The 26,977-nt window shown below is 72.6% G+C and carries 18 protein-coding genes, 1 tRNA gene and 1 riboswitch; of the genes, 10 read left to right on the top strand and 9 right to left on the bottom strand.

Going from position 1 to position 26,977, the window contains the following annotated elements; genetic code table 11:
- Nucleotides 1-10: 10 nt before the first annotated feature.
- Nucleotides 11-1,435, top strand: a complete 1,425-nt coding sequence (locus ACWGJM_RS45270; protein WP_453417631.1) for a DHA2 family efflux MFS transporter permease subunit — start codon at nt 11-13, stop codon at nt 1,433-1,435.
- 48 nt (nt 1,436-1,483) lie between these two features.
- On the opposite strand, the gene ACWGJM_RS45265 is transcribed toward ACWGJM_RS45270, so the two are convergent.
- Nucleotides 1,484-2,125, bottom strand: a complete 642-nt coding sequence (locus ACWGJM_RS45265; RefSeq protein WP_453417630.1) for a GTP cyclohydrolase II — start codon at nt 2,123-2,125, stop codon at nt 1,484-1,486.
- 104 nt (nt 2,126-2,229) lie between these two features.
- Nucleotides 2,230-2,745, bottom strand: coding sequence for a MarR family winged helix-turn-helix transcriptional regulator (locus ACWGJM_RS45260; protein ID WP_453417629.1), 516 nt, complete (start codon nt 2,743-2,745; stop codon nt 2,230-2,232).
- Nucleotides 2,746-2,832: 87 nt separating this feature from the next.
- Here ACWGJM_RS45260 and ACWGJM_RS45255 point away from each other — a divergent pair, with 87 nt between their 5' ends.
- The 4 genes from ACWGJM_RS45255 to ACWGJM_RS45240 all read left to right on the top strand — a co-directional run bounded on the left by ACWGJM_RS45255 (nt 2,833) and on the right by ACWGJM_RS45240 (nt 6,634).
- A complete protein-coding gene (locus ACWGJM_RS45255; RefSeq protein WP_453417628.1) occupies nt 2,833-3,963 on the top strand; it encodes a dihydrofolate reductase family protein in 1,131 nt (376 codons plus the stop codon).
- 88 nt (nt 3,964-4,051) lie between these two features.
- Nucleotides 4,052-4,125: transfer RNA gene (locus ACWGJM_RS45250), tRNA-Met, on the top strand.
- A gap of 251 nt (nt 4,126-4,376) precedes the next feature.
- Nucleotides 4,377-4,543, top strand: a riboswitch (cyclic di-AMP (ydaO/yuaA leader).
- An 11-nt stretch (nt 4,544-4,554) separates the two neighbouring features.
- Nucleotides 4,555-5,586 carry a M23 family metallopeptidase gene (locus ACWGJM_RS45245; RefSeq protein ID WP_453417627.1) on the top strand — a complete coding sequence of 344 codons (1,032 nt, stop codon included), beginning with the start codon at nt 4,555-4,557 and terminating at the stop codon, nt 5,584-5,586.
- Between the two features lie 103 nt (nt 5,587-5,689).
- The gene (locus tag ACWGJM_RS45240; protein ID WP_453417626.1) at nt 5,690-6,634 is read left to right on the top strand and encodes an aldo/keto reductase; all 945 of its coding nucleotides are present in this window, start codon (nt 5,690-5,692) and stop codon (nt 6,632-6,634) included.
- A 19-nt stretch (nt 6,635-6,653) separates the two neighbouring features.
- Here ACWGJM_RS45240 and ACWGJM_RS45235 read toward each other — a convergent pair whose 3' ends face one another.
- The 4 genes from ACWGJM_RS45235 to ACWGJM_RS45220 all read right to left on the bottom strand — a co-directional run bounded on the left by ACWGJM_RS45235 (nt 6,654) and on the right by ACWGJM_RS45220 (nt 11,609).
- Nucleotides 6,654-7,997, bottom strand: a complete 1,344-nt coding sequence (locus tag ACWGJM_RS45235; protein WP_453417625.1) for a PrsW family intramembrane metalloprotease — start codon at nt 7,995-7,997, stop codon at nt 6,654-6,656.
- 10 nt (nt 7,998-8,007) lie between these two features.
- Entirely contained in the window at nt 8,008-8,838 is an 831-nt protein-coding gene (gene trmB, locus ACWGJM_RS45230) for a tRNA (guanosine(46)-N7)-methyltransferase TrmB (protein WP_453417624.1), read from the bottom strand.
- Between the two features lie 52 nt (nt 8,839-8,890).
- A complete protein-coding gene (gene lhgO / locus ACWGJM_RS45225; protein ID WP_453417623.1) occupies nt 8,891-10,114 on the bottom strand; it encodes an L-2-hydroxyglutarate oxidase in 1,224 nt (407 codons plus the stop codon).
- Between the two features lie 70 nt (nt 10,115-10,184).
- Nucleotides 10,185-11,609, bottom strand: a complete 1,425-nt coding sequence (locus ACWGJM_RS45220) for an MFS transporter (protein WP_453417622.1) — start codon at nt 11,607-11,609, stop codon at nt 10,185-10,187.
- 704 nt (nt 11,610-12,313) lie between these two features.
- Between ACWGJM_RS45220 and ACWGJM_RS45215 the strand changes: the two genes are divergently transcribed.
- Together ACWGJM_RS45215 and ACWGJM_RS45210 are read left to right on the top strand one after the other, a co-directional pair.
- Nucleotides 12,314-14,398 carry an asparagine synthase-related protein gene (locus tag ACWGJM_RS45215; RefSeq protein ID WP_453417621.1) on the top strand — a complete coding sequence of 695 codons (2,085 nt, stop codon included), beginning with the start codon at nt 12,314-12,316 and terminating at the stop codon, nt 14,396-14,398.
- A gap of 99 nt (nt 14,399-14,497) precedes the next feature.
- Entirely contained in the window at nt 14,498-17,812 is a 3,315-nt protein-coding gene (locus ACWGJM_RS45210; RefSeq protein WP_453417620.1) for a BTAD domain-containing putative transcriptional regulator, read from the top strand.
- On the opposite strand, the gene ACWGJM_RS45205 is transcribed toward ACWGJM_RS45210, so the two are convergent.
- Together ACWGJM_RS45205 and ACWGJM_RS45200 are read right to left on the bottom strand one after the other, a co-directional pair.
- A complete protein-coding gene (locus ACWGJM_RS45205) occupies nt 17,799-19,718 on the bottom strand; it encodes a sigma-70 family RNA polymerase sigma factor (protein ID WP_453417619.1) in 1,920 nt (639 codons plus the stop codon). The two genes, ACWGJM_RS45210 and ACWGJM_RS45205, sit on opposite strands and share 14 nt — an antisense overlap.
- A gap of 200 nt (nt 19,719-19,918) precedes the next feature.
- On the bottom strand, nt 19,919-20,695 hold the full coding sequence (locus ACWGJM_RS45200; protein ID WP_453417618.1) for a TetR/AcrR family transcriptional regulator: 777 nt from the start codon (nt 20,693-20,695) through the stop codon (nt 19,919-19,921).
- A gap of 379 nt (nt 20,696-21,074) precedes the next feature.
- Here ACWGJM_RS45200 and ACWGJM_RS45195 point away from each other — a divergent pair, with 379 nt between their 5' ends.
- Both ACWGJM_RS45195 and ACWGJM_RS45190 read left to right on the top strand, forming a co-directional pair.
- Nucleotides 21,075-22,451, top strand: coding sequence for an NAD(P)/FAD-dependent oxidoreductase (locus ACWGJM_RS45195; protein ID WP_453417617.1), 1,377 nt, complete (start codon nt 21,075-21,077; stop codon nt 22,449-22,451).
- A 130-nt stretch (nt 22,452-22,581) separates the two neighbouring features.
- Entirely contained in the window at nt 22,582-24,228 is a 1,647-nt protein-coding gene (locus ACWGJM_RS45190) for an ATP-binding SpoIIE family protein phosphatase (protein ID WP_453417616.1), read from the top strand.
- 164 nt (nt 24,229-24,392) lie between these two features.
- On the opposite strand, the gene ACWGJM_RS45185 is transcribed toward ACWGJM_RS45190, so the two are convergent.
- Nucleotides 24,393-25,652 (bottom strand): MFS transporter, encoded by a 1,260-nt coding sequence (locus tag ACWGJM_RS45185; protein WP_453417639.1) that lies wholly within the window; start codon nt 25,650-25,652, stop codon nt 24,393-24,395.
- Nucleotides 25,653-25,786: 134 nt separating this feature from the next.
- Here ACWGJM_RS45185 and ACWGJM_RS45180 point away from each other — a divergent pair, with 134 nt between their 5' ends.
- The gene (locus ACWGJM_RS45180; protein ID WP_453417615.1) at nt 25,787-26,341 is read left to right on the top strand and encodes a MarR family winged helix-turn-helix transcriptional regulator; all 555 of its coding nucleotides are present in this window, start codon (nt 25,787-25,789) and stop codon (nt 26,339-26,341) included.
- The last annotated feature ends 636 nt before the right edge of the window (nt 26,342-26,977 follow it).

Genomic DNA, 26,977 nt, shown 5'->3' with positions numbered 1-26,977 from the left:
GCCGGGGAGCATGAGCGCGACCGAGACCGCCGAGGCGGCGGCCGGGGCGCGGGACGCGGCGTCCGCCGCCGCGCTCCGCCGCACCGTCACCGTCGTGATCATCGGCTCCGTCATGTCGGTGCTCGACATGACGATCGTCAACGTCGCGATGCGCAGCCTCTCCGAGTCCTTCGGCGCGCCGCTGGAGACGATCCAGTGGACCGCCACCGCGTACACGCTGGCGCTCGCCGCCGTCATCCCCACCTCGGCGTGGGCGATGGGCCGGATCGGCGCCAAGCTCACCTACCTGACCGCCCTCGCCCTGTTCACCCTCGGTTCGTTGCTCGCCGCCTGCGCCTGGGACGCGGGCAGCCTCATCGCCTTCCGCGCGGTGCAGGGGCTCGGCGGCGGGCTGCTCATGCCGGTCGGGATGGCGATGGTGATGCGGGTCGCGGACCGCGCCCGGCTGGGCCGGGCCATGGGGCTGCTCGGGCTGCCGGTCCTGGTGGGCCCGGCGGCCGGGCCGGTCCTCGGCGGCCGGCTCGTCGACGTGGCGTCCTGGCACTGGATCTTCCTGGTGAACCTGCCCGTCGGCGCGCTGGCCCTGATCCTCGCCGGGAAACTGCTCCCGCCGGACCGGCCCGGGCGGACATCCACACCGCCCAGGCTGGACGTCCCGGGCCTGCTGACACTCTCCCCGGGGCTCGCGCTGCTGCTGTTCGGGATCGCCCGGGGCGGTGAGGGGGGTGACTTCGCCGCGCCCGGCGCGTACGCGCCCGCGCTCGCCGGTGCCGTGCTCGTCGCCGCCTTCGTCCGACGCGCGCTCACCGCCCGCGCTCCGCTGCTCGACCTGCGGCTGCTGCGCGACCGTACCTTCGCGGCCGGGACCGCCACGCTCGCCCTGTTCGGCTGCGGCTACTTCGGGTCGATGCTGCTCGGGCCGCTGTACTGGCAGCAGGAGCGGGGCATGACCGCGACGGCCGCCGGGCTGCTGGCCGCACCCATCGGGCTGGCCGTCGGTACGACGATGCAGATCGCCACGCGGCTCGTCGACCGGGTGTCGCCGCGGCGCCTGGTCTCTGCCGGGATCGTGGTGGGCGCGTTCGGGATGGCGCTGTGGGCGTTCCAGGTCGGGGACGACGGCGTGGCGCCTTGGCGAGTCGTCTGCTCGACCGTGGTGATGGGCGTCGGCTCCGGCATGGTGCTGATGCCGACGATGACGACCGCGACCCGCGAGCTGCCCGGCGACCGGGTGGCCGCCGCCAGTACCGCGCTCAACATCAACTCCCAGATGTGGGCTTCCGTGGGCACCGCGCTGCTGTCGGTGGTGCTGGGCGCGGCGGGCGCGGACCCGGCGGGGTTCCGGATCGCGTACGCGGTCGCGGCGGGACTGCTGGTCCTGGCCCTGCTGCCCGCGGCACTGCTTCCGGGGCGACGGTTCGCGGGCGGGGAATGATCTTGGAGGCTCCCGGTTTTGGAGGCTCCCGGTCTTAGAGGCCCCGGTTCAGCCCACGCTGAGCTCCGTCAGTTCCGCGAGCGGCAGCGTGTGCTGGGTCTGAAGCACCTTCGCCCGCAGGTAACGCACGTTGTGGGCGGTGGTGAAGACCCCCGTGGGCACCCGGTCGCGGACGGCGAGGCCCAGGCCACGCAGCTGGTCGGCCTTGTCGGGGTTGTTGGAGAGCAGGTCCAGTTCCTCGATGCCGAGGGCGCGGAGCATCTGGCCGGCCGGCGTGTAGTCGCGGGCGTCCTCCGGCAGGCCGAGGGCGGCGTTGGCCTCGTAGGTGTCCAGGCCCTGGTCCTGGAGGGCGTACGCGTCGAGCTTGTTGTAGAGGCCGATGCCGCGGCCCTCCTGGCGGAGGTAGAGCAGGACGCCACCGCGGTCGGCGATGCGCTCGACCGCCTCACGCAGCTGGGGGCCGCAGTCGCAGCGGGCCGAGCCGAAGACGTCCCCGGTCAGGCACTCGGAGTGCAGGCGGACCAGCGGGACGGTGCCGGGGGCGGGGCGGCCGAGGACGACGGCCACGTGCTCCTGGCCGTCGGTCAGGCCGTGGAAGGTGACCAGTTCGGCGTCGACGCTGTAGCCGTCGTGGAAGCGCAGCGGTACCCGGACGCGGGCGCGCGGGGTGGCGGCGGGGGTGTCGGGCATGCGGGTCTCCGGGGTTCAAGGAGCTTCAGATTTGAAGCAGATGCCGGGAACCCTACTCCATGCTTTAAATTTGAAGCAACGGATTTGCGGACCCCGTGTGGGGGTCACGAACAGGACTTCGGCGACCGGCGCCGCCACGGCACGTCGTCCGGCGCGCATCCCGCGTCATCGCCCTGGAGCGCGTCGGCGACCGAGCTGAAGATCTCCTCCAGCTGCCGTACCTGTTCGGGGCTGAGGCGGTCGAAGAGGGAGGCGCGTACGGTCGCCACGTGACCCGGTGCCGCACGTTCCAGGACGGCCATCCCCTCGCCGGTCAGCGCGGCGATGCTGCCCCGCTTGTCGGACGGGCACCCCTCACGCCGTACCAGGCCGTCCTTCTCCAGCCGGGTCACGGCGTACGTCAGCCGGCTCCGCGTGATCTTCGACTTCTCCGCGAGGTCGGTCATGCGCAGACTGTGTTCCGGCGCCTCGGAGAGGTTGGCCAGGATGGAGTAGTACAGGTGCGGCATGCCGGTGTCCTGCTGGAGCTGCCGGTCGATCGCGTCCTCCAGGAGCAGGCTGCCGGCCATGTAGGCGCGCCAGGCGCGCTGCTCCTCGGGGGTGAGCCAGCGGGTCGTCATGCCACCAGTGTAGGTTTGTTTCAAACTTGAACCAAGATCCGGGTCCGCCGGGTCCGCCGTTGCCCGCCTCCCGAAGAGAGCGCGTCGATGCCCCGTCCGTACGTCCTGCTGTCCGCCGCCGTCTCCCTCGACGGGTACCTCGACGACAACGGCCCCGACCGGCTGCTGCTCTCCAGCCCGGCCGACTTCGACCGGGTCGACGAGGTGCGGGCGTCCGTCGACGCGATCCTGGTCGGCGCCGGCACGATCCGCGCCGACAATCCGAGGCTGCTGGTCAACTCGGCCGAGCGGCGGGTGGCCCGGCTCGCCGCCGGGCAGGCGGAGTACCCCCTCAAGGTCACCGTCAGCGGCTCCGGCGACCTGGACCCGGACGCGAACTTCTGGCACACCGGTGGCGAGAAGGTCCTCTACACGACCGACAAGGGTGCCGAGCGGGCCCGTGCCCTGGGCATCGCGGCCGACGTCGTACCGCTGGGCGTGGATCTCGACTGGCCCGCACTGCTCGAACACATGTACGCAGTGCGCGGGGTGCGCCGCCTGATGGTCGAGGGTGGCGGCACCATCCACACCCAGTTGCTGCGGCAGGGCCTGGCCGACGAGCTACAGCTCGTCCTGGCCCCCCTCCTCGTCGGCGACCCGCACGCCCCCCGTCTGTTCGGGCCCGGGGGCTATCAGGCCGGGCGTCTGCGGCTGCTGGAGACGCGCCGCATCCAGGACGTCGTCCTGATGCGTTACGAGCCGACCGCGCCCGGTACCGGCCCGGCGGCCGTCGCGGCCGACCGCCACTGGCTGCGGATCGCCTGCGAGCTGGCCGCGCTGTGCCCGCCCTCGGAGACGGCGTTCAGTGTGGGGGCGGTGGTGGTGGCCGCCGACGGTACGGAACTCGCACGGGGCCACTCACGCGAAGGGGACGATCCCGTGGTCCACGCGGAGGAGGCGGCGCTGGCCAAGATCCGGCCCGACGACCCCCGGCTGGCCGGCGCCACGGTGTACAGCAGCCTGGAGCCGTGCGCCCGGCGGGCCTCCCGGCCGGCGCCGTGTGCCCGGCTGATCCTCGACGCGGGGATACGGCGGGTGGTCACGGCGTGGCGGGAGCCGGACACGTTCGTCACCGGCGCCGACGGGAGCGGGCTGCTGGCGGCCGGGGGCGTGGACGTGGTCGTCCTGCCCGAGTACGAGGAGGCGGCGAAGGCGCCGAACCGGCACCTGCCGGGCTGAACCGCACCCCGAAGGCACCGGAAAAAGCCCTGGTCGAAAAGGTGTGTGCGAGTGGTCCCGCGGATGACGTACACTGGTGACACAACGACGCGGGGTGGAGCAGCTCGGTAGCTCGCTGGGCTCATAACCCAGAGGTCGCAGGTTCAAATCCTGTCCCCGCTACTGAAGGCTCAGGGCCGGAATCCAGTACACGGATTCCGGCCCTGAGTGTTTTCCGGACGGCCCCGAGTGCGTCTGTGACTCCTGAGGCACCCCGTGCCGGAATCAACTCGCCCGATTTTCGCCGGTCATGGCACAAAAGTTCTCCTATGAAAACCATAATGATCAAGCCGAACGGCTTGGAAACTGACCGGTAGCTCTATTAACGTTCGATAACGCAGCGCGGTCGTCCCAGCCGTCACCCGAGACGGCTCCGTGCGCGCATGCCGAATCCCGCAAGGGAACCGGGGAACCACCACCTTGGGGTGAATCACGCGAACACCGTCGTGAACTCACTGAGTTCACGACCGGTATACGCGCGTAGGAGACCTTCCTGCTCCGAACCCGTCAGCTAACCCGGTAGGCGTTACGGAAGGAAAGGAGCACGCCCGCGTGGCGTCCAACCGGCCTGCCCCCACAGCCCCGTTCGTGCCGAGTCAGCGCACCGAGACCTTCGGCTACGGCGAATACCGCACCGACGAGGGCCCCTGGGAGGAGTGGAACCCCACCGAGGAGTCCCTCCCCCCGGTACGCGGCCGGCACCGCGTCAGCAAGCAGCGCGGCGGCGGGCTCGCCCGCAGCTCCACCGTCCTGGGCGTCGGCGTGATAGCCGCCGTCGGCGCGGGCGGCATGGCCAGCGCCAACACCGGCAAGCCGCCGGTCTCCATCTCCCTGCCCGACCTGCCCTCCGTCGGCTCCCTGCTGGGCGACGACGCCGACGGCGCCAAGGCCACCGCGGCCGGCCTGTCCCATGTCGGCGTGGCAACCACCGACAGCGACCAGGACAGCGCCGACGCCGGCGAGACCCTGCGCAACCGGATCATGGCGCAGGCCGAGCAGCAGAAGAGCCAGGTCGACGGCAAGGCGACCGCCGCCGCCGTGGCCGCCGCCGAGAAGCAGTCCACCGCCGCTGCCGCCAAGGCGGAGAAGGAAGCCGCGGCCAAGGCCGCCGCAGCCAAGGACAAGGCGGAGGCCGTCGCCAAGAAGCAGGCCGAGGCCGACCGCCTCGCCGCGCTGGCCAAGCAGTACACGCTGCCGACCTCCTCGTACACGATCACCGGCACCTTCGGCCAGCCCGGCGCCATGTGGTCCTCCGGCTACCACACCGGCCTCGACTTCGCGGCGCCGACCGGCACGCTCATCAAGGCCATTCACAGCGGCACGATCACCGAGGCGGGCTGGGCCGGCGCCTACGGCTACCGCACCATCCTCACCCTCGACGACGGCACCGAGCTGTGGTTCTGCCACCAGTCCTCGATCAACGTCAAGGTCGGCCAGAAGGTCAGCACCGGTGAGGTCATCGGCCGCGTCGGCGCCACCGGCAACGTCACCGGCCCGCATGTGCACCTCGAGGTCCACCCCGGCGGCCAGGCCACCGGCATCGACCCGATGGCGTGGCTGCACAGCAAGGGCCTCAACCCCTGACGCGTCCCTCCGTTCCCCGGCAGCCCTGACGACACCCCCCCGACGCCAGGGCTGCCGGTCTTTTACGGAATGCGCACCGCCGCCGCGGTTGTTGGATCAAGGCATGACTTCTCTTCGCAAACTCGGCAACTCCGACCTCGAGGTCTTCCCGCTCGCCCTCGGCGGCAACGTCTTCGGCTGGACCGCCGACGAGGCGCAGTCCTTCGCCGTCCTGGACGCCTACACGGCCGCCGGCGGCAACTTCGTCGACACCGCCGACTCCTACTCGGCGTGGGTCGACGGCAACGAGGGCGGTGAATCGGAGACCGTCATCGGCAACTGGGTGAAGTCCCGCGGCAACCGCTCCGACGTCGTCATCGCCACCAAGGTCAGCCAGCACCCGAAGTACCAGGGCCTGACCGCCGGCAACATCAAGGCCGCGGCCGACGCCTCGCTGCGCCGCCTCGGCACCGACTACATCGACCTGTACTACACCCACTTCGACAAGACCGAGGTCCCGGTCGAGGAGATCATCGGGGCGCTCGACGAGCTCGTCCGGACGGGCAAGGTGCGCTACATCGCCGCCTCCAACATCACGGCCGAGCGCCTCCAGGCGTCCCTCGACTTCTCCGAGCGCGAGGGCCTCGCCCGGTACGTGGCACTTCAGCCGCACTACAACCTCGTCTCGCGCGACACCTACGAGGGGCCGCTGCGCACCGTCGCCGCCCGCGCCGGCCTCGCGGTCGTGCCGTACTACGCCCTCGCCTCCGGCTTCCTCACGGGCAAGTACCGGCCCGGTACGACCGTGGACAGCGCGCGGGCGGGCGGTGCGGCGAAGCACCTCGAGACCGAGCGGGGGCAGAAGGTCCTGACGGCGCTGGACGAGATCGCCGCCGCGCACGACGCCCCCGTGGCCACCGTGGCCCTCGCCTGGCTCGCCGCCCAGCCGACGGTGGCGGCCCCCCTCGCCTCGGCCCGCACCGTGGACCAGCTGCCGGCGCTGCTCGGGGTGGCCGAGCTGGAACTCACCGAGGAGGAGCTGGCGCGGCTCACCGAGGCGTCGGCGTAACCCGGCCGCCCCCGCCCCGCTACGTCCGGTACGGGTTGTAGGCGGTGTACGGCACCGCCGGATACCCGTAGCCGGGCCCGGGCCCGGGTCCCTGTACGTACCCGTACGCGCTCTGCACCCCGTACACCGGCCAGGGCGTCGGAACCACCGGAGCCGACACCCTCGCCGCGTACTCCAGCGCGGGCCGCGCCGCCTGCCGCCTGCTCCACAGCTCGGCCAGCAGATCCCGCTCCCGTACGACGAAGTCGGCCCCCGCCCGCCCGCGCCGCCCCCGGTGCCGCAGGAACGCCAGCGAGGTCGCGTACGCCTCGTACTGCGCCACCGCACGCGCGGCCGGCTTGCCCCCGTGATGGCGGGCGTAGTCACGGGCCATCCGCCGGGCCCGCATCGAGCCCAGCGCGAACGGCTCGCCCGGGCCCAGCCAGCCGGCGAGCACGTATGCCGGGAGCTCCTCCCGCACAGTCCGCAGCTCCCGCTGGCGCGTCCAGATCACCAGCCAGGTCAGCAGCCCGAACGCGGGCAGCATGAAGGTCCCGTACACGGCGAAGAAGCCGTACTCGCCGAAGGCGGAGGAGCCGTTCCACAGCGCGTGCATGCCCATCGCGAGCAGCAGCCCGCCCAGCGGCACCAGTACGCGCCGCACATGCTGCCGGTCGGCGGACAGGGCGGCGATGCCGAAGCCGATGCCGGTCATGACGGTGAACAGGGGGTGCGCGAACGGGGACATGACGACGCGCACGAAGAAGGTCGCTGCGGTCACGGAGGCGATGCCGCGGTCGCCGGTGATCTGGTCGGTGCCGAAGGCGGTGCCGAGGTAGAGGATGTTCTCGGTGAAGGCGAACCCGGTGGCCGTGACCCCGGCTATCACCACGCCGTCCACGATCCCGGTGAAGTCCCGTCTGCGGAAGAGGAAGACGAGCAGGACGGCGGCGGCCTTGGCGGACTCCTCCACGATCGGCGCTATGACCGTCGCGCCGAGGGTGTCGGCGCTGGACGGGTCGGACGTCGTGGCTATCCACTTGGTGGCGAAGCTGTTGGCGACGATGGCTATCAGCGCCGCCGCGCAGGCGCCCCAGGCGAAGGCGAAGACCGTGTTCCGCCAGGGGCCGGGCTCGACCCGGTCCAGCCACCGGAAGGCGGCTATGAGCAGCGGGACGGGCAGCACGGCCAGCCCGAGCCCGACGAGGAACCCCTCCGTGCCGGTCTGCTGCCGCACGAGGGCCAGGATGACGAGCCCGGAGAGCGCGAGCAGCGTGATGAGCGCCCCGTACCGCACCCACCTGCGCTGCCACCAGTGCGGGTGCTTGAGCGCACCGTCGACGGGACCGGCGGGGTGCGTCGGATAGGGGGGAAAGGTGGCCACGGCATTGACCCTAACGTCGCTGCTGCTCCCGATGCTGTACGCGGCGGAACAGCAGATCATTCACCACATGTCCCTTCTCCAGGCCCTGTCCCTCGAAACGGGTCAGCGGGCGGAAGTCGGGACGCGGCGTGAAACCGCCGTCGGGCCGGGTGTTCTCGAAGTCCGGGTGCGCGGTCAGCACTTCCAGCATCTGCTCGGCGTACGGCTCCCAGTCGGTCGCGCAGTGCACGATCGCCCCGGGCCTCAGCCGGGTCGCGGCCAGGCCGAGGAACTCCGGCTGGATCAGCCGCCGCTTGTGGTGCCGCTTCTTCGGCCAGGGGTCCGGGAAGTAGACGCGCAGCCCGTCCAGTGAGTCCGGGGTGAGCATCTCGCGCAGCAGGATGATGGCGTCGCCGTTGCCGACGCGGACGTTGGGCAGCCCGTTCCGGTCCGCGATGCCCAGGAGATTGCCCTGGCCCGGGGTGTGCACGTCCACCGCGAGGATGTTGGTGCCGGGATCCGCGGCGGCCATCTGCGCGGTGGCCTCTCCCATCCCGAACCCGATCTCGAGCACGACCGGGTTGTCGTTCCCGAACAGCTCGGCGAGATCGATGTCCCGCCCGTCGATGTCCAGCCCCCACTTGGGCCACAACCGCTGCAACGCGTCCGCCTGCCCCGCCGTCACCCGGCTCCGCCGCGGCTGGAAACTCCGGATCCGCCGCTCGAAGTGCGACCCCGCGGGGTCCGCCTTCGGGCCGTCCGGGAACCGTGGCTCCCCCTTGGCCCGGCTGTGCCGGATGGACACACCGGGGTCGGGACGCGGGGTGCCGGGGGTTTCGGGGGCGTTCGACGAGTCAGACACAATGAGTCGATTTTACGCGGGGGCCCGGGCGTCCGACCGAACGGGACGGGGATCACCTCAGCGCCTCCAGCACGGTCAACGCCCTGCGCGCCACCTCCCGCCCGATCGGCAGCGAGGCGGTCGCCGCGGGCGACGGCGCGTTCAGCACATGCACCGCCCGGGGGCCCTCCCGGATCAGGAAGTCGTCCACCAGCGTGCCGTCCCGCAGCACCGCCTGCGCCCGCACCCCGGCGGGGGCCCGCACGAGATCGCCCTCCTCCACCGCGGGCAGCAGCCTGCGTACCGCCTCCGTGAAGGCGGCCTTCGACACCGACCGCCGAAACTCCCCGAGCCCGTACCGCCAGTGCCGCCGGGCGATCGCCCACGACCCCGGCCAGGCCAGCGTCCCCGCCGCCTCCCGCGGCCGTACGACTCCCCAGCCGTACCCCTCGCGGGCCAGCGCCGGCACCGCGTTCGGCCCGACGTGCACGCCGCCGTCGATCCCGCGCGTGAGATGCACCCCGAGGAACGGGAACGCCGGATCCGGCACCGGATACACCAGCCCGCGCACCAGCCCCGGCCGCGCCAGCTCGTAGTACTCACCCCGGAACGGCACGATCCGCACCCCGGGCTCGTCCCCGGTCAGCCGGGCCACCTCGTCGCAGTACAGCCCGGCGCAGTTCACCAGCACCCGCCCGCGCACGACGTCCCCGCCCGCCGTCAGCACCGCGACACCCAGCTCCGGCCGCCGGTCCACCCGGACCACCCTCGACCCGTACCGGATCTCCGCCCCGGACGCCTCGGCCAGCTGCCGCGCCACCCCGGTGAAGTCGCACACGCCCGTCGTCCCGACGTGTATCGCCGCGAGCCCGTGCACCTCCGGCTCGTACTCCGCGATCTGGGCCGATCCGAGCTCCCGTACCGGAATCCCGTTCTCCCGGCCGCGCTGCACGAGCGCGTGCAGCCGCGGCAGCTCCTCCCGCTCGGTGGCGACGATCAGTTTGCCGGTGACGGCGTGCGCGACGCCGTACTCCGCGCAGAACTTCACCATCTCGGCCGCGCCCCGCACCGCGTACCGCGCCTTCAGGGAGTCGGGCCGGTAGTAGATCCCGCTGTGGATGACCCCGCTGTTGCGTCCCGTCTGGTGCCGGGCCGCTCCCGGCTCCTTCTCCAGCACGGTCACGCGGGTGCCGGGCGCGGCACGCGTGATCGCGTACGCCGTCGACAGGCCGACGATCCCGCCCCCGATCACCAGCACATCACAGTCGTACGCGCTCTCCCGCACCTGCCGCGCCACCTGGCACCACCTCCCGGTTCCGATAGTGCACTGCGCCACTGACAATGCCCTCAAACCCGGGAGGCCGGGCTCAGGCTGGAGCCATCAGCAGCGGTCGGGCCCGCTCCCGCAATTCCACCACCCGCGGTTCGTCCCCGTACGGTTCCAGCCGGTGCAGGAGATCCTTCACGTACTCGGTGGTGCGCGCCGAGGAGATCCGCCCGGCGACCTCGACCGCCCGCACGCCCTGCTCGCAGGCCGCGTCCAGATTGCCGGACTCCAGCTCGGCGACCGCCGAGACGACGAGCCGGAGCCCGTGCGAGCGCACGAACTCCTCCGTCGGCTTCGACAGCGCCTGCTCGGTGAAGCGGCGGACCTGGCGCGGGGCCTTCAGATCCCGGTAGCACTCGGCGGCGTCGGCGGCGAACCGGTCGTAGCCGTAGAAGCCGAGCCAGGACGCGTCCTGGTCGCCGTCCCGGGCCCGCTCCAGCCAGCCCTCGGCGGCGCGCAGCGCCCCGCCGGCCGCGTGGGCGTCACCCGCGCGCGCGTGCGCGCGTGCCTCGACCAGGCGGAAGAAGCTCATGGTGCGGGCGGTGGCCAGGCCGCGGTTGCGCTCCAGGGCGGCCTGCGCGAGATCGACGCCCTCGTCGCCGAAGCCCCGGTACGTCGCCTGCAACGACATGGAGGCCAGCACATAGCCCCCGAGGGGGACGTCCGCGGCCGCCCGCGCGAGGCGCAGCGCCTGGATGTAGTAGCGCTGCGCGGCCTCCTGCTGGCCGGTGTCGAAGGCCATCCAGCCCGCCAGCCGGGTGAGTTCGGCGGTGGCCCCGAAGAGGGCGCGGCCGACCTCGTCCGAGTACGAGCCGAGCAGCAGCGGCGCCGCCTCCACCCTGAGGCACTCGGGCACCATGGACGAACGCCAGTCGCCGCCTCCGTATTTGGAGTCCCAGCGCCTGGCGTCCTCGGCTGCCTCCCGCAGTTTCTGCACATCGCTGTGGCCGACTTTGATCGGTGCGCCGGAGCCCTCGGAGGGGTTCGCGTCCCGCGCGACCGAGCTGTCGGCGGGGGTTATCAGCCAGCGTGAGGCGGGCGTTGCGTATGCGCTCACCGCGAACGACCCGGCCAGAGACTGCCAGATGCCGCCGACGCCGGCCCGGCGCCCGGCGAGGTCGAGGCGGTACAGCTCCGTCGCCGACCGCACCGCCTGCCCCACGTCTCTGGGGAAGGCGAGGCCGACTTCGGGGGCGGGATCCGCGTCCGCCAGGCCGATCTCGTGGAGCGGCACCGGGCGGCCGAGCTTCTGGCCGATGGCGGCGGCGATGAGGTGCGGCGCGGCACCCTGCGGCACCATCCCCTTCGACACCCAGCGCGCCACCGACGTCTTGTCGTAGCGAAGAGTCAACCCGCGTTGAGCGCCAAGATCGTTGACGCGTCGCGCGAGTCCTGCGTTGCTGATTCCCGCGAGGGCGAGAACGGTGCCGAGTTTTTCGTTCGGCCCGCGTTGCTCCCTGGACATGGCCACCCCTCGACACAGACGGCTGCCGCGCTGGCATAACCACGCGGCATTCGTAAACCCAGCGTAGTTCGCCGCATCCCAAGCGTTAAGGGGCATTCTTCCGGATGGCGGGATTGTGGCCCGTCCTGAGCCGCCGGCCCTGTACGCACCGTGCACGGGCTGTCGCGCCGTGCCCCCGCCGTGTGGCCGTGCGCCCGTCCGTGCGCTCTTCTCCGGCCACCGGGGGAGCGGTTCCATGGGTCATGCGTGGGTCGGCCCGCTGTACTGGATCCAGTGGGCTGGGGGACACCGCCACCTTCATCCCCGCGGGTGGCGGACCGGTCCGGGAGGCGATGCCCGCCTCCCGGACTGTGCGTTGTCCGTGCGCTGCGCAGAGCATGTACGGAGCGTGCTCAAACCTGTTCGCGTCGCGCCAGATTGGCCGAAAATCGACCCCCCTCTTTCGGGTGCGATCACCGCTCCTACCACGGGAGTTGAGGGCGCGAAGGGCGTTTTCGGGGAGCGTTTCGGGGGCGCATTCGAGTCGCAGCGACCGTACGCCGTACGGGCGTTGGCTTCTGTTCGACTTCCGCACGGGTGCGCGCGCAGAGGTGCGCCGACGGCACCCAAGGCGGCGCCGCCGCCCCTCGGGGGCGCGTTCTTCATGGCAGCATGGGACCCGGTTCGTACGGTGCACTGGTTGTCCACAGCCTGTGGAGGCGTCCATGCGGTGGTTGGTGGGATGGAGCAGCACCGCCGCGGGCGCCGCCGGAATCGGCTCCGCCGGCGCTGTCGGGGACGACGGCGAGACCGTGCACCCGATCGGCTCCCAACTCCTTTGGGGCGACCCGGATCCGCTGTGGGCGGTCGGCGACTGGCGTCCGGACGAGGTGCGGGTCGTGAAGGCCGACGCCCAGAACCGGATCGCCGTCCTGGGCACCTGCGGGGCCTCCGACGAGGAGCTGCGGCTCGGCCTGTTCACCGCGCGCGGGGGCGCACTCCGGCATCTGACGACCTGGCCCGGCAGCTACACGGCCGTCGTCCAGGTCGGCCGCCGCGTCACCGTCTGCGGCGACCTCGCGGGCGCCCGCCCGGTGTTCTACACCCCCTGGGCGGGTGGCGCGGCCTATGCGACGGCCGCGCTGCCGCTCGCCGACCTCATCGAGGCCAACCTCGACTTCGGTCACCTCGCGGCCCTGCTCGCCGCCCCCGACGTACCGGCCGCGCTGTACGACTCCACGCCGTACGACGGCGTGCGCCGGGTTCCGCCGGGGCATGCGCTCATCCTGCGCGCCGGGTCGCGTGAGATCGCCGGGTACGAGCCGGTCGCCTCCCTCGCGGTCGCGGCGCCGTCGGCCGACCCCGACCGCGCGGTGGACGCGGTGCGCGACGCGCTCGTGGACGCCGTCCGCGCCCGGCTCTCCGCGCCCCGGCACGTACCCGGGGCCGACATAGACCCCGGGCCGGTACCCGGCATGGGACCCGCCGAGCGACGGGCCGCGCGCGGGACGCCCGTACCCGGGATCGGCGCCGACCTGTCCGGCGGCCCTGCCTCGGGCACCCTCGCCCTGCTGGCGGCCGGGCTGCCGGGCATGCCGGGCACGGTCCTCGGGCACGGCACGGGAGCCGGGGAGCGCCTGCTGGCCGTCACGTTCAACGACCTGGCCGTGGGCGGCCGGGAGGCGGAACTGGAACGCGCGGGAGCGCTCGCGGCCAACCCGCGCCTGCACCACGTGGTGGTGACCGGCGGCGAGGAGGTCCTGCCGTACGCCGACCTGGACGGACCCCTCACCGACGAACCGGGACCGTCCCTGATCACGGCGGCCCGCCACCGCGCGCGCCTGGCCGCCGGCAGCGCGGACCACTTCACCGGACACGGCGCCCGCCAGGTCCTGGACGCCCACCCCGCCCGCCTGGCGGACCTGCTGATGGACCGCAAACGGCGCCACCTGGTACGGCCGGTCGCCGCACTGGCCAAGGCGGACGGCTCGGTGATGGTCCCCGCGCGCGTGTACGGCGCGGCGCGGCGGCTGGCACGGACGCCCTACCGCACCGGCGTGGAGGCGCTCGCCGAGCGGCTGCTGCGCCGCCGCTTCGAAGAACCCGGGGGCGCGGTCGGAGCGTCCCTCGCGGCGCTCACCTGGGCCAGACCCGGGCCGGCGGCACGCTGGCTGACCGGAGAGGCACTCGCTGAAGTATCGGTTCTGCTCCAGGGGGCGGTGAACCGCTCCGGCGTGGGTCCCGGACAGCGCCCCGGCGACCATCGCGCGCGTGCCGCACTGACCCGCTACGCCGCGGACATCCGCGTCCTCGAACAGGCCGCCGAGATCCGCTTCCAGCGGCTGCACGCCCCCTTTCTCGACAACCAGGTCGTCCGCGCCTGCCGCGACCTCCCCGAGGCCCTCCGCGTCCAGCCCGGAGCACGCGCCGACATCCTGCGTACGGTCCTGAAGGGCGCCGGCATCACCGACCTCCCGCCCGGCTGGGGCGCCCCCTCCCACGCCTCCTCGGCCGCGGCCACCCGCACCGGGCTGAGGGTGGCCGCCGACTCCCTCGTCTCCCTCTTCGGCACCCCGCTGCTCGCCGAGGCCGGCCTGGTCGAGGCCCGCGTCGTCCGCAAGGCCCTGCGCGGCGCGGCAGCCGGCGAACCCCTCCCGCTGGACGGCCTGGCGGACCTCGTCTCCCTGGAACTGTGGCTGCGCCGCCTGCTGTCCCGCCGGGGCACCTGCTGGACGGGAACACCGGCACGCGCGCGTGCGGTGCCCTCCGGGATCACACCGCGACGCGGGGCACTGGCCTCAGGGGGGTGAGGCTGGTCCGTACGCGCGGCTGAGAAGTACGCACCCGGCGCTTCCGACGGCACCCGAACCCCGGTGCCAACCCCGCCGCGCCCCGGCCACAATGAGCTGATGCGGTACAGAATCCTGGGCGTAACCCAAGCGACGGACGACCAGGGCACCCCCCTACCCCTCGGCGGTCAGCGTCTGCGTGCCCTTCTCACCGCTCTGGCCCTGCGCCCCGACCGCACCACCACCCCCGACACCCTGATCGACGAGGTCTGGGCGGACGACCCGCCCCAGGACGCCCCGGCCGCCCTCCAGGCGCTGGTCGGACGCCTCCGCCGTGCCGTGGGCAAGCACGCCGTCGCCTCGGAACCCGGCGGTTACCGCCTCACCGCGACGCGGGAGGACATCGACCTCTTCGTCTTCGAGCGCATGGTCCGCGACGGCACCGCCGCCCTGCACCGCGACGACCCGGCCACCGCCTCCCGCATCCTGACCGACGCCCTCGCCCTGTGGCGCGGCCCCGCCCTGGCCGACCTCCCCGACCGCACCGCCGCCACCCGCCCGGAGGCCCTCCGCCTGGAGGCGACCCGCACCCGAGCCGACGCCGCGCTGCGACTCGGCCGCGCCCACGCCGTCGTACCGGAGCTGACGGAGCTGACCACCGCCCACCCGTACGACGAACCGCTGCACGCCCTCCTCATCCGCGCCCTGCGGGACACGGGCCGCACCGCCGACGCGCTCGCCGCGTACGAGTCCGCCCGCCACACCCTCGCCGACGCCCTCGGCACCGATCCGGGCCCGGAACTCCAGGCCCTGCACGCTTCGTTGCTCAACCAGGAGACGCCACCGCAACCGCCACCGCCCCCAGCACCGGCACCGGCGGCCCCGCCCCGCCGCACCGGCAACCTCCGTCCCCGCCTCACCTCCTTCGTCGGGCGGGAACCCGAACTCGAAGCCGTTCGTTCCGACTTGCAAAGGGGCCGTCTCGTCACCCTCACCGGACCGGGCGGCTCGGGGAAGACCCGTCTCGCCGAGGAGGCCGCCGCCGGGCATCCGCAGGCGTGGCTGGTCGAGCTCGCCCCGCTCGACCGGCCGGAGGCGGTCCCCGGCGCGGTGGTCAGCGCGCTCGGTCTGCGCGAGACCGTGCTCATGACCAACGACCTGGTGGCCCCCCACGACGACCCGGTCGCCCTGCTCGTCGAGTACTGCGCCCCGCGCAGCCAGCTCCTGATCCTTGACAACTGCGAACACGTCATCGGCGCGGCCGCCCACCTCGCCGAGACGCTGCTCACCCGCTGCCCGGAACTCACGATCCTCGCCACCAGCCGTGAACCCCTGGGCGTCCCCGGTGAGGCGGTGCGCCCGGTCGAACCCCTCGTCCCCGAGCAGGCGCACCGGCTCTTCGCGGAGCGCGCGGCGGCCGTCCACCCCGACGCCGCCGCCGTGCTGAAGGACACCGCGGCCGTGGACGAGATCTGCCGCCGCCTGGACGGTCTGCCGCTCGCCATCGAGCTGGCCGCGGCCCGGCTCAGACTGCTGACGCCCCGGCAGATCGCCGACCGCCTCGACGACCGCTTCCGCCTCCTCACCTCCGGAAGCCGCACCGTCCTGCCCCGCCAGCAGACCCTGCGCGCGGTCGTCGACTGGTCCTGGGAACTGCTCGACGAGCGGGAGCGGACGGTCCTGCGCGAGGTGTCGGTGTTCGCCGGCGGCTGGGACCTCGCGGCGGCGGAGGCCGTGTGCACCGGACCGGCGGCGGACCTGGTCGGCGCGCTGGTCGACAAGTCCCTGATCGTGGCGGCCCCGTGCGAGCACGACGGCGCCGCCTACGACAGCGGCATGCGGTACCGCATGCTGGAGACCATCCACGAGTACGCCGCCGAGCGCGCCGCCGAGCTTCCCGAGCCGCGCGCGGCGGCCGAGCGGCGGCACGGCGCGTGGGTGCGCACGCTGGTCGAGAAGGCCGATCCGCTGCTGCGGTCCGGGGAGCAGCTGCCGTGGATCTCCCGCCTGGAGACCGAGCTCGACAACATCCGCGCGGCCCTCGACCGCGCGGTGCACACCGGCGACGAGGCGCAGGCCGGTGCGCTCGTCCTCGGCATGGGCTGGTTCTGGTGGCTCCGGAACTACCGCCAGGAGTCCGTGGCGTGGGTACAGCGCGTCCTGCGCCTGGGCGTGGCCCTGGACACCGCCCCCGAGGGAGCCTCGCTGGAGGAACTGCACGCCCTGACCGAATCCGCCGACCCGGTGGGCGCCTTGCTCGAAGCCCCGGACGGGGAGACCGGGCACCCCCGGCACGCCCTGCGCATGGACCTGCGGATGCTGCACCTCTTCCTGACGTCCGAGTCCACCCCCCGGACCCTCGCGGCGGACGAACGGGCCCCCGCCTACGTCGCCCGGGTGCAGGACGCCTTCCAGGACGGCGGCCCGCACGCCGCCCGGATGCCCGGCCTCCTGTGGCCGATGGCCGCCTACTACCTGGGCGGACCGGTCGACCTACGGCCCCTCATGGACGGGGTGGTCGCCAACTGCCGTGAGTACGGCGGCGACTGGGAGATCGGCGCCGTCCTGATGTTCCGCACGCACATGGTCGTGGACTCGCCCGGCAACCTGCGGGGCGTGGACGACGACCTGGCCGAGCTGCGCCTGCTCAGTCGGCGGGCCGGAGACCGCTGGATGCGGGCGCAGGTGTGCAGCGCGGCCGGCGAGGCGGCCATGGTGCGCGGCCGGTTCGAGGAGGCCGGGAGCGAGTACGAGGAGGCGCTGCGGCTCGCCTACGAGGTCGGCGCGTACGCCGAGGCACCGTTCCTCCTCGCCCGGCTCGCCGAGATCGCTTACCGCTCCGGGGAACGTGAGCAGGCGCTGACCGGCCTGAACGAGGCGAACATGGCGGCCGACCGGTACGGGGTGGCGGACGCCCGGGCCTTCATCCTGCTGCTTCAGGCACACTTCGCGCAGCACGACGGGGACTTCGCCCAGGCGCGCGAAATGTGGGAGGCGGCCCGCGCGGCGACCGGGCAGGGCACGCCCCCGCCGCAGTTCATGGCGGGGCTGCACGCGACGGACGCCCTCATCACCGCCGGCGAGTCGGGCCCGGCGCGAGGGCTGCCGATCATCGCGCACGCCCTGCGGGAGGCCACGGAGCAGCAGTGCGCCGAGTCGATCACGGCGGTGCTCGTGGACATCGCGGCGGACCTGCTGGCCCGGATCGGCGACCTTGCGGGCGCGGTCCGGCTGTTCGCCGCCGGTGACCACTGGCGCGGCGGCCATCCGCGCTCCGAGCCGGAGCGCACCCGGGCCGAGCAGATCAACGCCACCGCCCGTGCCACCCTGCCCGGCGACCGCTACACGGCCGAGCGGGCCCGGGGCGCCACCTTCACCGTGGACGACGTGCTGCGTGAGCTGGCGGCCAGGACACCGACCGCTACCGGCAGGTGAACCGCGCCCGAGCCCAGTCCGCGAGCGCGGCGGAGTCCAGGGCATGCCGCGGCTCGACCACCAGCCGTACCGTCCGGTGCCCGGCCAGGTTCACATGGACCGGGACGGCCGGGTCCCCGCCCTCGACCACGCCGGACTTCCACTGCCGGACGCCGTCCGCGTAGACGGAGAAGGAGACCTCGCCGAGCCCCAGCGTCAGGTCGTCGACGCCGATCAGCGCGTCATAGGCGGAGCAGGAGCGGTTGAGGTCGACGGTGACGGAGGACTCGCCGTGGACGGTCACCCCGTGCGCGTACCACTTCCCGGCGACCGTCACGCCGTACCGCTGCCACACCCAGCTGCTGTCGGCGATCCGCATCTCGGGTGCCGTGCCGTCGCCGGTGACGTCGTACCGCAGCTCGCTCCACTCGTAGACGACCGGTGTCTGCGGGGGAGTGGGCGTGGGGGTCGGCGTCGGTGTGGGGCGCGTCGGTTCGGGCCGTGTCGGTTCGGGGGCGGGGGCCGGTCCGGTGCCCGGGGTGGTGGGGGACGAGGTCGGGGCCGGGGCCGGCCCGGTGCTCGGGCCGCGGGCGTGTGCGGGAGACCGGGTGAGCGCCGCAGGGGTTGCTTCGGGCCCGGGCGCGACAGCGGGGCGGGCGGGCGCGGGTTCCTCCTTCGGGGGCGCGGGGGTGGGCGACCCGGGCTCGGGCCGGACTGCCGGGCCCGACGGTGAGGGCGCGGCCGTCTGTTTGACCGGCTCGTCAGGGTGGACCAGCGCGAGCGCCACAGCGGCCACCCCGGCCGCGACCACCCCGACCGCGATACCGGCCTTCACCGGCGCACCCAGGCCCTCCGCGACGGCAGCCCCGCCGCCGCCCGCGCCGGCCCCACCGGACGAGCCGCCCGCTACGGCGGCCGCGCCCGCGGCGCCCACCCCGCCGGCGATGATCCCGAGCGCCTTGGCATACCCGGCGGCACCGAACCAGCCGATGACCGCGACCGGCACGACGGCGGGGATGCCGCCGGCGACCTCCTCGATCTGGGCGGCCGCGAGCCGGCACCTGGCGCACTCCTCCAGATGCTTGCGCAACCCCCGCTCGGCACGGGTACGCAGCCTGCGCCGGGCATAGGTGCCGAGCTGGTCGGCGTACCGGGCGCACCCCGCGTCGTCGGTGAGATCCGCGCTGACATGGGCCTGGAGATAGGCCTGCTTCAAGCCCTCACGGGCGCGGCTGGCGAGCACGCGCGTGCCGTTGGCGTCCAGCCCGAACAGCGTGGCGACCTGGCTCGGCGACTCGTCCTCCACATCGGTGTGCCACAGCACGGCCTGCCAGCGCTCCGGCAGCGAGCGGAACGCCCGCATGGCCAGGGACTGCTCGGCCTCGTGCATCGCGCGCACATCGGCGCCCAGGCCCGACGTGCCGTCGTCCTCCGGGGCCCGCGCGGACTGCGCGGCGAACACCGCGAAGTCGTCGACGAGTTGCTCACGCCGGGACGATTTCGTCCACTGCGCGGCGACGCGCCGGACGGAGGTGAGCAGATACGCGCGCACGGCGTACTCGGGTCCCGAGCCGCCCCGCACCGCCTGCAACATGCGGGCGAAGACCTCGGCGGTCAGATCGTCCGCGGTGTGGGCGTCACGGCAGCAGGTCCGGGCATAGCGGCGCACCGCGTCCGCGTGCCGCCGGTACAGCTCCTCGTACGCGCTGTCGTCGCGCGAACGCATCCGCCCGATCAGCTCGCCGTCGGACCGCGGCGGCATCCGCGGCGCCAGGGCACCGCCCTCGCGCTGGGCCGGCACGCCGCCCCCGTCGCGGTCGGGCGGCAGGTGCGCCCGGCCGCCCTGGCTCGGTACCTGCGGGGAGGTCAGCCCGCCGGTCTCCGCGTCACCGTCACCGAGAGACCCGTCCCGCCCGTCACCACTCATCGCGCAAAGCCCCCGCCACCAGCCCAGCCCGACCCGATCACCCGGTCAGAGTGCCACACTGGCTTTTGTTCAGGACCGCGCTTTCACGGACCATCCACTCGTCCGAGCGGACTTCCCGCCGAGCGGTACAGGGAGTCACCCGGACGGGGGAGGGCTCGAGGAACCCGCCCCGCCCGGATACGATCAACTTCCCTGTTCCATCACGCCGGACGGGACCGCAGCCCCTCCAGCAGGATGTCCAGCAGCCGTGCCGAGGCCGCCGCCTGCTGGGCCGCGTCCGGCAGCGAGGGCGCCGCCGTCGCGATCACCAGCAGCACGTCCGACACCGACACGTCCGGCCGCAGCTCGCCCGCCGCGCGGGCCCGCTCCACGAGCTGGCCCACCACGTCGAGCAGCGCCGCCGCCCCCGCGTCGTCCTCGGCCACCACCGCAGGCTGCTCGGACACCAGCCGCAGCTCACCGTTGCCCGGCTGCGTCCGTTGCTGCGGCACCCGCGGCTCCTCGGCCACGGCGTCGCCGTCGTCCTCCGAGACGCCGACCCGCAGCACCTGCGGCGGCAGCAGCCGCCCCGCACCCGAGGCCACCGACGTGCGCAGGAAGCGCGACAGCGCCGACCACGGCTCGTCCTCCTGACCGAGCGCCGCACGCGCCTGGTCCGTCAGCCGGGAGGTCTCCTCCTCGGCTATCCGCCGCACCAGAACGTCCTTGCTCGGGAAGCGCCGGTACACCGTGCCGACGCCGACCCGCGCGCGCCGCGCCACGTCCTCCATCGGCGCGCCGTAACCCAGCTCGCCGAAGACCTCGCGCGCCGCACGCAGCACGTGCTCCAGATTGCGCTGTGCGTCCACCCGCAACGGCGTCGTCCGCGCACTGTCCCCGCGTCCGTTGCCCGCCGCCGCGCTCATCACTCCGCCCACCGCCGCGCCACCGGGCGCGATGGCGGACGCGGATGCCCAATGAGTGTCCTGAATATGCATGGTTGTTCCCCCGGTTAACGACGTCTCCCCCCGGAGACTTTCCCCGCCACTGATTCCGGAGTGCGCGGAACAGGCACCGTTCCCCGACCGGGACCGCCCGTCGCGGACCCGTTCGACCACATCCTCTACACCCCGTCGACACGAACATAGTTGAGAGGCTGTCAATTCAGAAGGGGCAGGTTCCGCACGGAGCGCCCCCCGATCGGAGTACGAGGCGCATACGTCCCGATTACGCACCCCCGCGCCCTTGCGCCCTCCCCCGCTGACCTGCCCGCTTTCGCCCCGATCCGCCGAACCGGCCAACCCCGCGCATGCCCGCGCACCGGTCACACAATTTGCCGGGGCTGTGGACAAACCACAGCGCCGGGTGCGTCATGGGATGGTGAAGGAACGTGCGCGCATTCTCGTTGTCGGCGGCGGCTACGTCGGGATGTACACGGCCCTGCGCCTTCAGCGGAAGCTGAAGCGCGAGCTCAGGCAGGGTGCCGTCGACATCACTGTCGTCACTCCCGACCCCTATATGACGTACCAGCCGTTCCTTCCCGAAGCGGCCGCCGGTTTGATTTCCCCTCGTCACGTCGTCGTACCGCTGCGTCGCGTACTGGACCAGTGCCACATCGTCGTCGGTGAGGTGACGTCCATCGACCACGCGGCACGCACCGCCACCCTCACCACGCTCGCGACCGAGGAAGGCGATCCCGCCGAACACCTGGCCTACGACGAACTCGTCCTCGCCCCCGGCTCGATCTCCCGCGCGCTCCCCATCCCCGGCCTCGCCGAACACGGCATCGGGTTCAAGACCGTCGAGGAAGCCATCGGCCTGCGCAACCACGTCATCGAGCAGCTGGACATCGCCTCCTCCACCCGGGACCCGGCCATCCGCGACGCCGCCCTCACCTACGTCTTCGTCGGCGGCGGCTACGCCGGCGTCGAGGCACTCGCCGAACTCGAGGACATGGCCCGCTACGCCACCCGCTACTACCACAACGTCCAGCCCCAGGACCTGAAGTGGATCCTCGTCGAGGCCTCGAACCGCATCCTGCCCGAGGTCGGCGAGGAGATGGGCCGCTACACCGTCACCGAACTGCGCCGCCGGGGCATCCAGGTCCTGCTCGAGACCCGCCTCGGATCCTGCGCCGACCGCGTCGCCGTACTCAGCGACGGCCAGCGCTTCCCGACCCGCACGGTCGTGTGGACCGCCGGCGTCAAACCCAGCCCCCTGCTCGCCGCCACCGACCTGCCCCTGAACGAACGCGGCCGGCTCCGGTGCACCCCCCAGCTGACCGTCGACGGCACCGACCACGCCTGGGCCGCCGGCGACGCCGCGGCCGTCCCCGACGTCACCGCCGCCGAACCCGGCACCGAGACCGCCCCCAACGCCCAGCACGCCGTCCGCCAGGCCAAGGTCCTGGGCGACAACATCGTCCACGCACTGCGCGGCGAACCCCTCCAGACGTACGCGCACAAATACGTCGGCTCCGTCGCCTCCCTCGGCCTCCACAAGGGCGTCGCCCAGGTCTACGGACGCAAGCTGAAGGGCTACCCTGCCTGGTTCATGCACCGCGTCTACCACCTCAGCAGGGTGCCCACCTTCAACCGCAAGGCCCGCGTGCTCGCCGAGTGGACCCTCGCCGGGCTCTTCAAACGGGAGATCGTCTCTCTCGGCTCGCTCGAACACCCCCGTGCGGAGTTCGAACTCGCGGCCGGTGGAAAGCCTCCTCACAGCCCCACGGACAACCCGAAGGGGTCGTCCTGACCGGACTCAGGAACTCCACGGCCCACCCCGGCGTCTGACGGATGTCGCCGCGGACGGCCACCTGTCAGACTTCCCCACGACCTCCGACGGGCACCCGCCCGCCCTCAGCACCCACGAGGCTTTCCCCACTGTGAACTTCACGCGCTGGAGCGCCCGGCTCCCCGGAACGCAGCGCCGCGCCGCAGCGCGGACCGAGCACGCGGTCTCCCTGGACCGGCGGGGAGAAGGCTCCGTGCCCGCGGCCCGCGCCGAACAGCCGACCGACGGCACACCACCCGTACCCGCCGTCGACGAACTGCCCGCGCGCGAGGTCCTCGACCGCGTCCCGGCCCTCGTCGCCCTGGTGCACGGCCCCGACCACAGCATCGCCTACCTCAACGACGCCTACACCGCCGCCTTCGGCGCCCGCCCCCTGGGCGTGCCCGCCCGCGAGGCCCTCCCGGAACTGGCCGAACTGGGCCTGCTGCCCCTCCTCGACCAGGTCCTGCGCAGCGGCAAGCCCCGCACGCTCAAGTCCCGCAAGGCCGTCGACGGCCGCTCCTACACCTTCACCTGCACGCCCGTCGCCGAGGACCCGGACCGCGACGGCGCCGTGCTGGTCTTCGCCACCGACGTCACCGACCACGCCGAGGCCGCCACCCGCCTGCGCGCCAGCGAAAGCCGCCAGCGCGAGACGGCCGTGACCCTCCAGCGCTCCCTGCTCCCCCAGGAACTGGAACAACCCGACGACCTCCGCATCGCCGCCACCTACCAGCCCGGCGGCACGGAAGCCGCGGTCGGCGGCGACTGGTACGACGTGATCACCCTCGGCGGAGGCCGCACCGCACTTGTCATCGGCGACGTCATGGGCAGAGGCGTGCGGGCCGCCGCGGTCATGGGCCAGCTCCGTACGGCCGTCCGCGCGTACGCCCGCCTCGACCTCCCCCCGCACGAGGTCCTCCAGCTCCTCGACGGCCTCGCCGCCGAGATCGACGCCAACCAGATCGCCACGTGCGTGTACGCCATCCACGACCCGAACGAGGGCCGGCTGGTGTACGCGTCCGCCGGCCACCTCCCGATCCTCGTCCGCGACGAGACCGGCACCGTCCAGCGCGCCGACGAACCGACCGGCCCGCCGCTCGGCACCGGCGGCTGGATGCACGCCTCCGGTTCGGTGCCCCTGACCCCCGGCTCCACGGCGGTCCTCTACACGGACGGCCTGGTGGAACGGCGCAACGAGGACCTCGACGAGGGCATCGCCGCCCTCGAGCGCGCCCTCGCCGGCGCGACCGGCACCCCCCAGGTCATCTGCGACCGCCTGGTCCGCTCGGCCGGCGTCACCGCCGATCACGACGACGACGTGGCCGTCCTCGTCCTCCAGCACCCCGCCCGCACGGGCCCCGACGGCGACCTCTTCCGCAACGCCGCCCTGGAACTCCTCGGCGGCGTGGAAGCGGCCCCACGCGCGCGTGCGTTCGCCTCCGGCGTGCTGACCAGCTGGCGCTTCCCGGCCGACCTCCACGACCTCGGCGTCCTCGCCGCGTCCGAGCTGGTCGCCAACTCCCTCCAGCACGGCACGCCGCCCATGCGGCTCCGGCTCCGCCGCACCGACCGCCGCCTGATCATCGAGGTCACGGACGGCGACGACCACCTCCCGCGCCGCCGCCGCGCGGAACCGGTCGACGAATCGGGACGGGGCATCGCCATCGTGGCGACGATCGCGTCGAACTGGGGGTCACGCAGGACGCCGGGAGGCGGGAAGGCGGTGTGGTGCGAGTTCGTGCTGCCGAGGGGGTAGGAAGCGTGCCCGCGTAGCTGCGGGCGTCGTCCCTCCCCCAGTGCCTCAAGGGACCTCAAGGGCCTGGGGGCCCGTGGCACGGGTGGGCGGTGGGGGAGGCACCCTGCCGGCGCCGGTGAGCGTTCCCACCCTCGGCCGCGGCCCCGTCGCCGGGTGCCGTACGGCTATGCGGTCACGGACTCCGCAGGCGCCCCGCCCCGGGCGACGACCCGGCTCTTCGCAGCGGTCCACGGATGATCCTGGGCGGCGGTGAGCCGTCGCCCGAGCCGCAGCGCCAGGAAGGTGATCCCCAGCGAGAACAGCAGGAAGGTCACGATGTACGGGGCGGCCAGCGCGGCCCCCAGCGGCCCGCCCACCGCCGGCCCGACAGCCAGCGCCAGCTGCTTCACCAGGGCGAAAGCGGAGTTGTACTGCCCGGCCATGCCCTCCGGCGCCAGATCGGCCACCAGCGGGGCGACCGTCGGCGACAGCATCGCCTCACCCAGCCCGAACAGGGCGTACGTCGCCACGAACGCCGCGGTCGCCATCTCCCGGCTGCCGTGCCCGAGGCCCGCGTACCCCGCCGCGAGCCAGGCCACGGCCCAGATCAGACCCACACCCGCGATCACCCGCGACCGCCGACGCCGCTCGACGAACTTCAGCACGGCGAACTGCGCCACGACGATCATCAGGGTGTTGGCGGCCAGCGCAGTACCGAGCGCGGAGGTGGAGATCCCCGCCGCCTCGACGCCGTACGCACTCAGCCCCGACTCGAACTGCCCGTAACAGGCGAAGAACAGCACGAAGCCCAGCACACACAGCTGCACCATCGCCCGGTTCCCGAGCAGCTGCCTCCAGCTGCCCTTCGCCGACCCGGTCGGCGCCGCCTCGATCCGCGGAGAGTGCGGCATCCGCGCGGTCGACACCATCACGACCAGCAGCAGGAAGATCGCGGCCTCGATCGCGAACAGCAGGGTGAAGGACGAGACCCGGGTCGTGTCGACCAGGTGGCCACCGATGAGGCCACCGATCCCCAGCCCCAGGTTCTGCAAGAAGAACTGCGTCGCGAACGCCCGCGACCGCGTGTCCGCCGTCGAGCAGTCGACGATCATCGTCGCCAGCGCCGGCTGCATCACCGCCTGCCCGGCCCCCAGCGCCGCCGCCGACAGCAGTACGGCCACCGCGCTTCCCGCCAGCCCCAGGCTCAGCGCCCCCAGCGCGGCCATGACCAGGGCGGCGAGCAGGACCGGAAGCGGGCCGCGCCGCACGATCGCCCGACCGGCGAACGGCAGCACGATCAGCGCGGCCACGGCGAAGACGGCGAGGACCAGCCCCGCCGTCATGGCCCCCAGCCCCCGCACCTGCGCCACATAGACGTACAGGTAGGGCACGGTGAAGCCGAGCCCGAACGCGCTGAGTGCGTTGCCCACGTGGATCCGGCGCATCGCTGCGCCCATCGCCCTGGTCACGTTCACCTCTCTCACGAGTTAGATGTGTAGACTTAGAACCTAAAGTTCGAAGCTAAAGACTACATACTCAAGGACTTAAAGGCAAAGGTGCCGCGTGCCATACTGCGCCCATGGCCGACACCCCCGGCGGCGTCAGCAGCGAGCCGACCCTCGACGAGCAGATCGCCGCCTACCAGCGCGAGTTCCAGGACCTCGACCCCCAGGTGGAGCAGATCGTCTCGGCGCTGTCCCGTCTGAACCGCCGGATGAACGTCGCCTACGGCCGCCAGACCGCGGGCCTGGGCATCAGCAACGCCGAGTGGGAGGTCCTCAAGGCCCTCGTCCTCTCCGGCAGCCCCTACCGTCTGGGCCCCAGCGACCTCGCCAAGAGGCTGGGCCTCACGCCGGCCGCCATGACCCACCGGATCGACCGCATGGTCGCCGAGGGCCTGGTCACCCGGGAGAGGGACGAGTCCAACCGCGTCCGTGTCATCGTGGAGCTGACCCCCGACGGCCGTGAGAAGTGGCTGGAGGCCATGCGCCTGGCGACCGTCTTCGAGGAGGGCCTGCTCCAGGACCTCTCCCCCGGAGAGCGGGCCGCCCTCGGCGAGGTCCTGATCCGGCTCCTCCGCCGGGTGGAACACGCTCAGCCGGACGCCGGCGGCCGCCTCAGCGACCTCGACTGAAGTCGACCGAGGTGCCTGCGGCGGGGCACTTGACAGCGCCTTGCCCGATCCGTAAAGTTCTTCGGGTTGCCACGGAGCCGTAACGGTTCTGCGACAACACCTCCGCCGCCGCGAGCGGCACCCTCAAGCCAACAGCACGATCTCCTTACGGGGTTGATTTCGGCGTGCCCGAATTCAATTCGAATAGGGGTGCGGCGGCCCGATTGGGAATCGCCGAGCGGATCCGCTAAGGTTTGAGACGTCGGAACGGCCCAACGGCCGGGATGGCAACCCCTTCTGACGGGGAATCAGACACCGCAAGGATCTGATAGAGTCGGAAACGCCGGAAAGGGAAACGCGAGAGCGAGAACCTGGAAAGCAGCGAGGAAATCGGATCGAGAAAAGATCTGATAGAGTCGGAAACGCAAGACCGAAGGGAAGCGCCCGGAGGAAAGCCGCGAGAGATTCTCTCGGGTGAGTACAAAGGAAGCGGCCGTTCCTTGAGAACTCAACAGCGTGCCAAAAATCAACGCCAGATATGTTGATACCCCGTCTCCGGTCATCATGACTGGGACGAGGTTCCTTTGAAAAAAACAGCGAGGACGCTGTGAACGGTCGGATTATTCCTCCGACTGTTCCGCTCCCGTGAAAAGCATT

The organism is Streptomyces sp. NPDC054834 (assembly GCF_053611185.1).
The sequence above is the reverse complement of the archived record's forward strand: the minus strand, read 5'-3'. Positions and strand labels throughout refer to the sequence as shown.

Excerpts from the sequence above, each read along its gene's own strand:
- ACWGJM_RS45205 (WP_453417619.1), bottom strand. The coding sequence starts at position 19,718 with ATGAGTGGTGACGGGCGGGACGGGTCTCTCGGTGACGGTGACGCGGAG.
- ACWGJM_RS45255 (WP_453417628.1), top strand. The coding sequence starts at position 2,833 with ATGCCCCGTCCGTACGTCCTGCTGTCCGCCGCCGTCTCCCTCGACGGG.
- ACWGJM_RS45195 (WP_453417617.1), top strand. The coding sequence starts at position 21,075 with ATGGTGAAGGAACGTGCGCGCATTCTCGTTGTCGGCGGCGGCTACGTC.
- ACWGJM_RS45210 (WP_453417620.1), top strand. The coding sequence starts at position 14,498 with ATGCGGTACAGAATCCTGGGCGTAACCCAAGCGACGGACGACCAGGGC.
- ACWGJM_RS45270 (WP_453417631.1), top strand. The coding sequence starts at position 11 with ATGAGCGCGACCGAGACCGCCGAGGCGGCGGCCGGGGCGCGGGACGCG.
- ACWGJM_RS45265 (WP_453417630.1), bottom strand. The coding sequence starts at position 2,125 with ATGCCCGACACCCCCGCCGCCACCCCGCGCGCCCGCGTCCGGGTACCG.
- ACWGJM_RS45200 (WP_453417618.1), bottom strand. The coding sequence starts at position 20,695 with ATGCATATTCAGGACACTCATTGGGCATCCGCGTCCGCCATCGCGCCC.
- ACWGJM_RS45185 (WP_453417639.1), bottom strand. The coding sequence starts at position 25,652 with ATGCGCCGGATCCACGTGGGCAACGCACTCAGCGCGTTCGGGCTCGGC.
- ACWGJM_RS45240 (WP_453417626.1), top strand. The coding sequence starts at position 5,690 with ATGACTTCTCTTCGCAAACTCGGCAACTCCGACCTCGAGGTCTTCCCG.
- ACWGJM_RS45180 (WP_453417615.1), top strand. The coding sequence starts at position 25,787 with ATGGCCGACACCCCCGGCGGCGTCAGCAGCGAGCCGACCCTCGACGAG.
- ACWGJM_RS45215 (WP_453417621.1), top strand. The coding sequence starts at position 12,314 with ATGCGGTGGTTGGTGGGATGGAGCAGCACCGCCGCGGGCGCCGCCGGA.
- ACWGJM_RS45260 (WP_453417629.1), bottom strand. The coding sequence starts at position 2,745 with ATGACGACCCGCTGGCTCACCCCCGAGGAGCAGCGCGCCTGGCGCGCC.
- ACWGJM_RS45220 (WP_453417622.1), bottom strand. The coding sequence starts at position 11,609 with ATGTCCAGGGAGCAACGCGGGCCGAACGAAAAACTCGGCACCGTTCTC.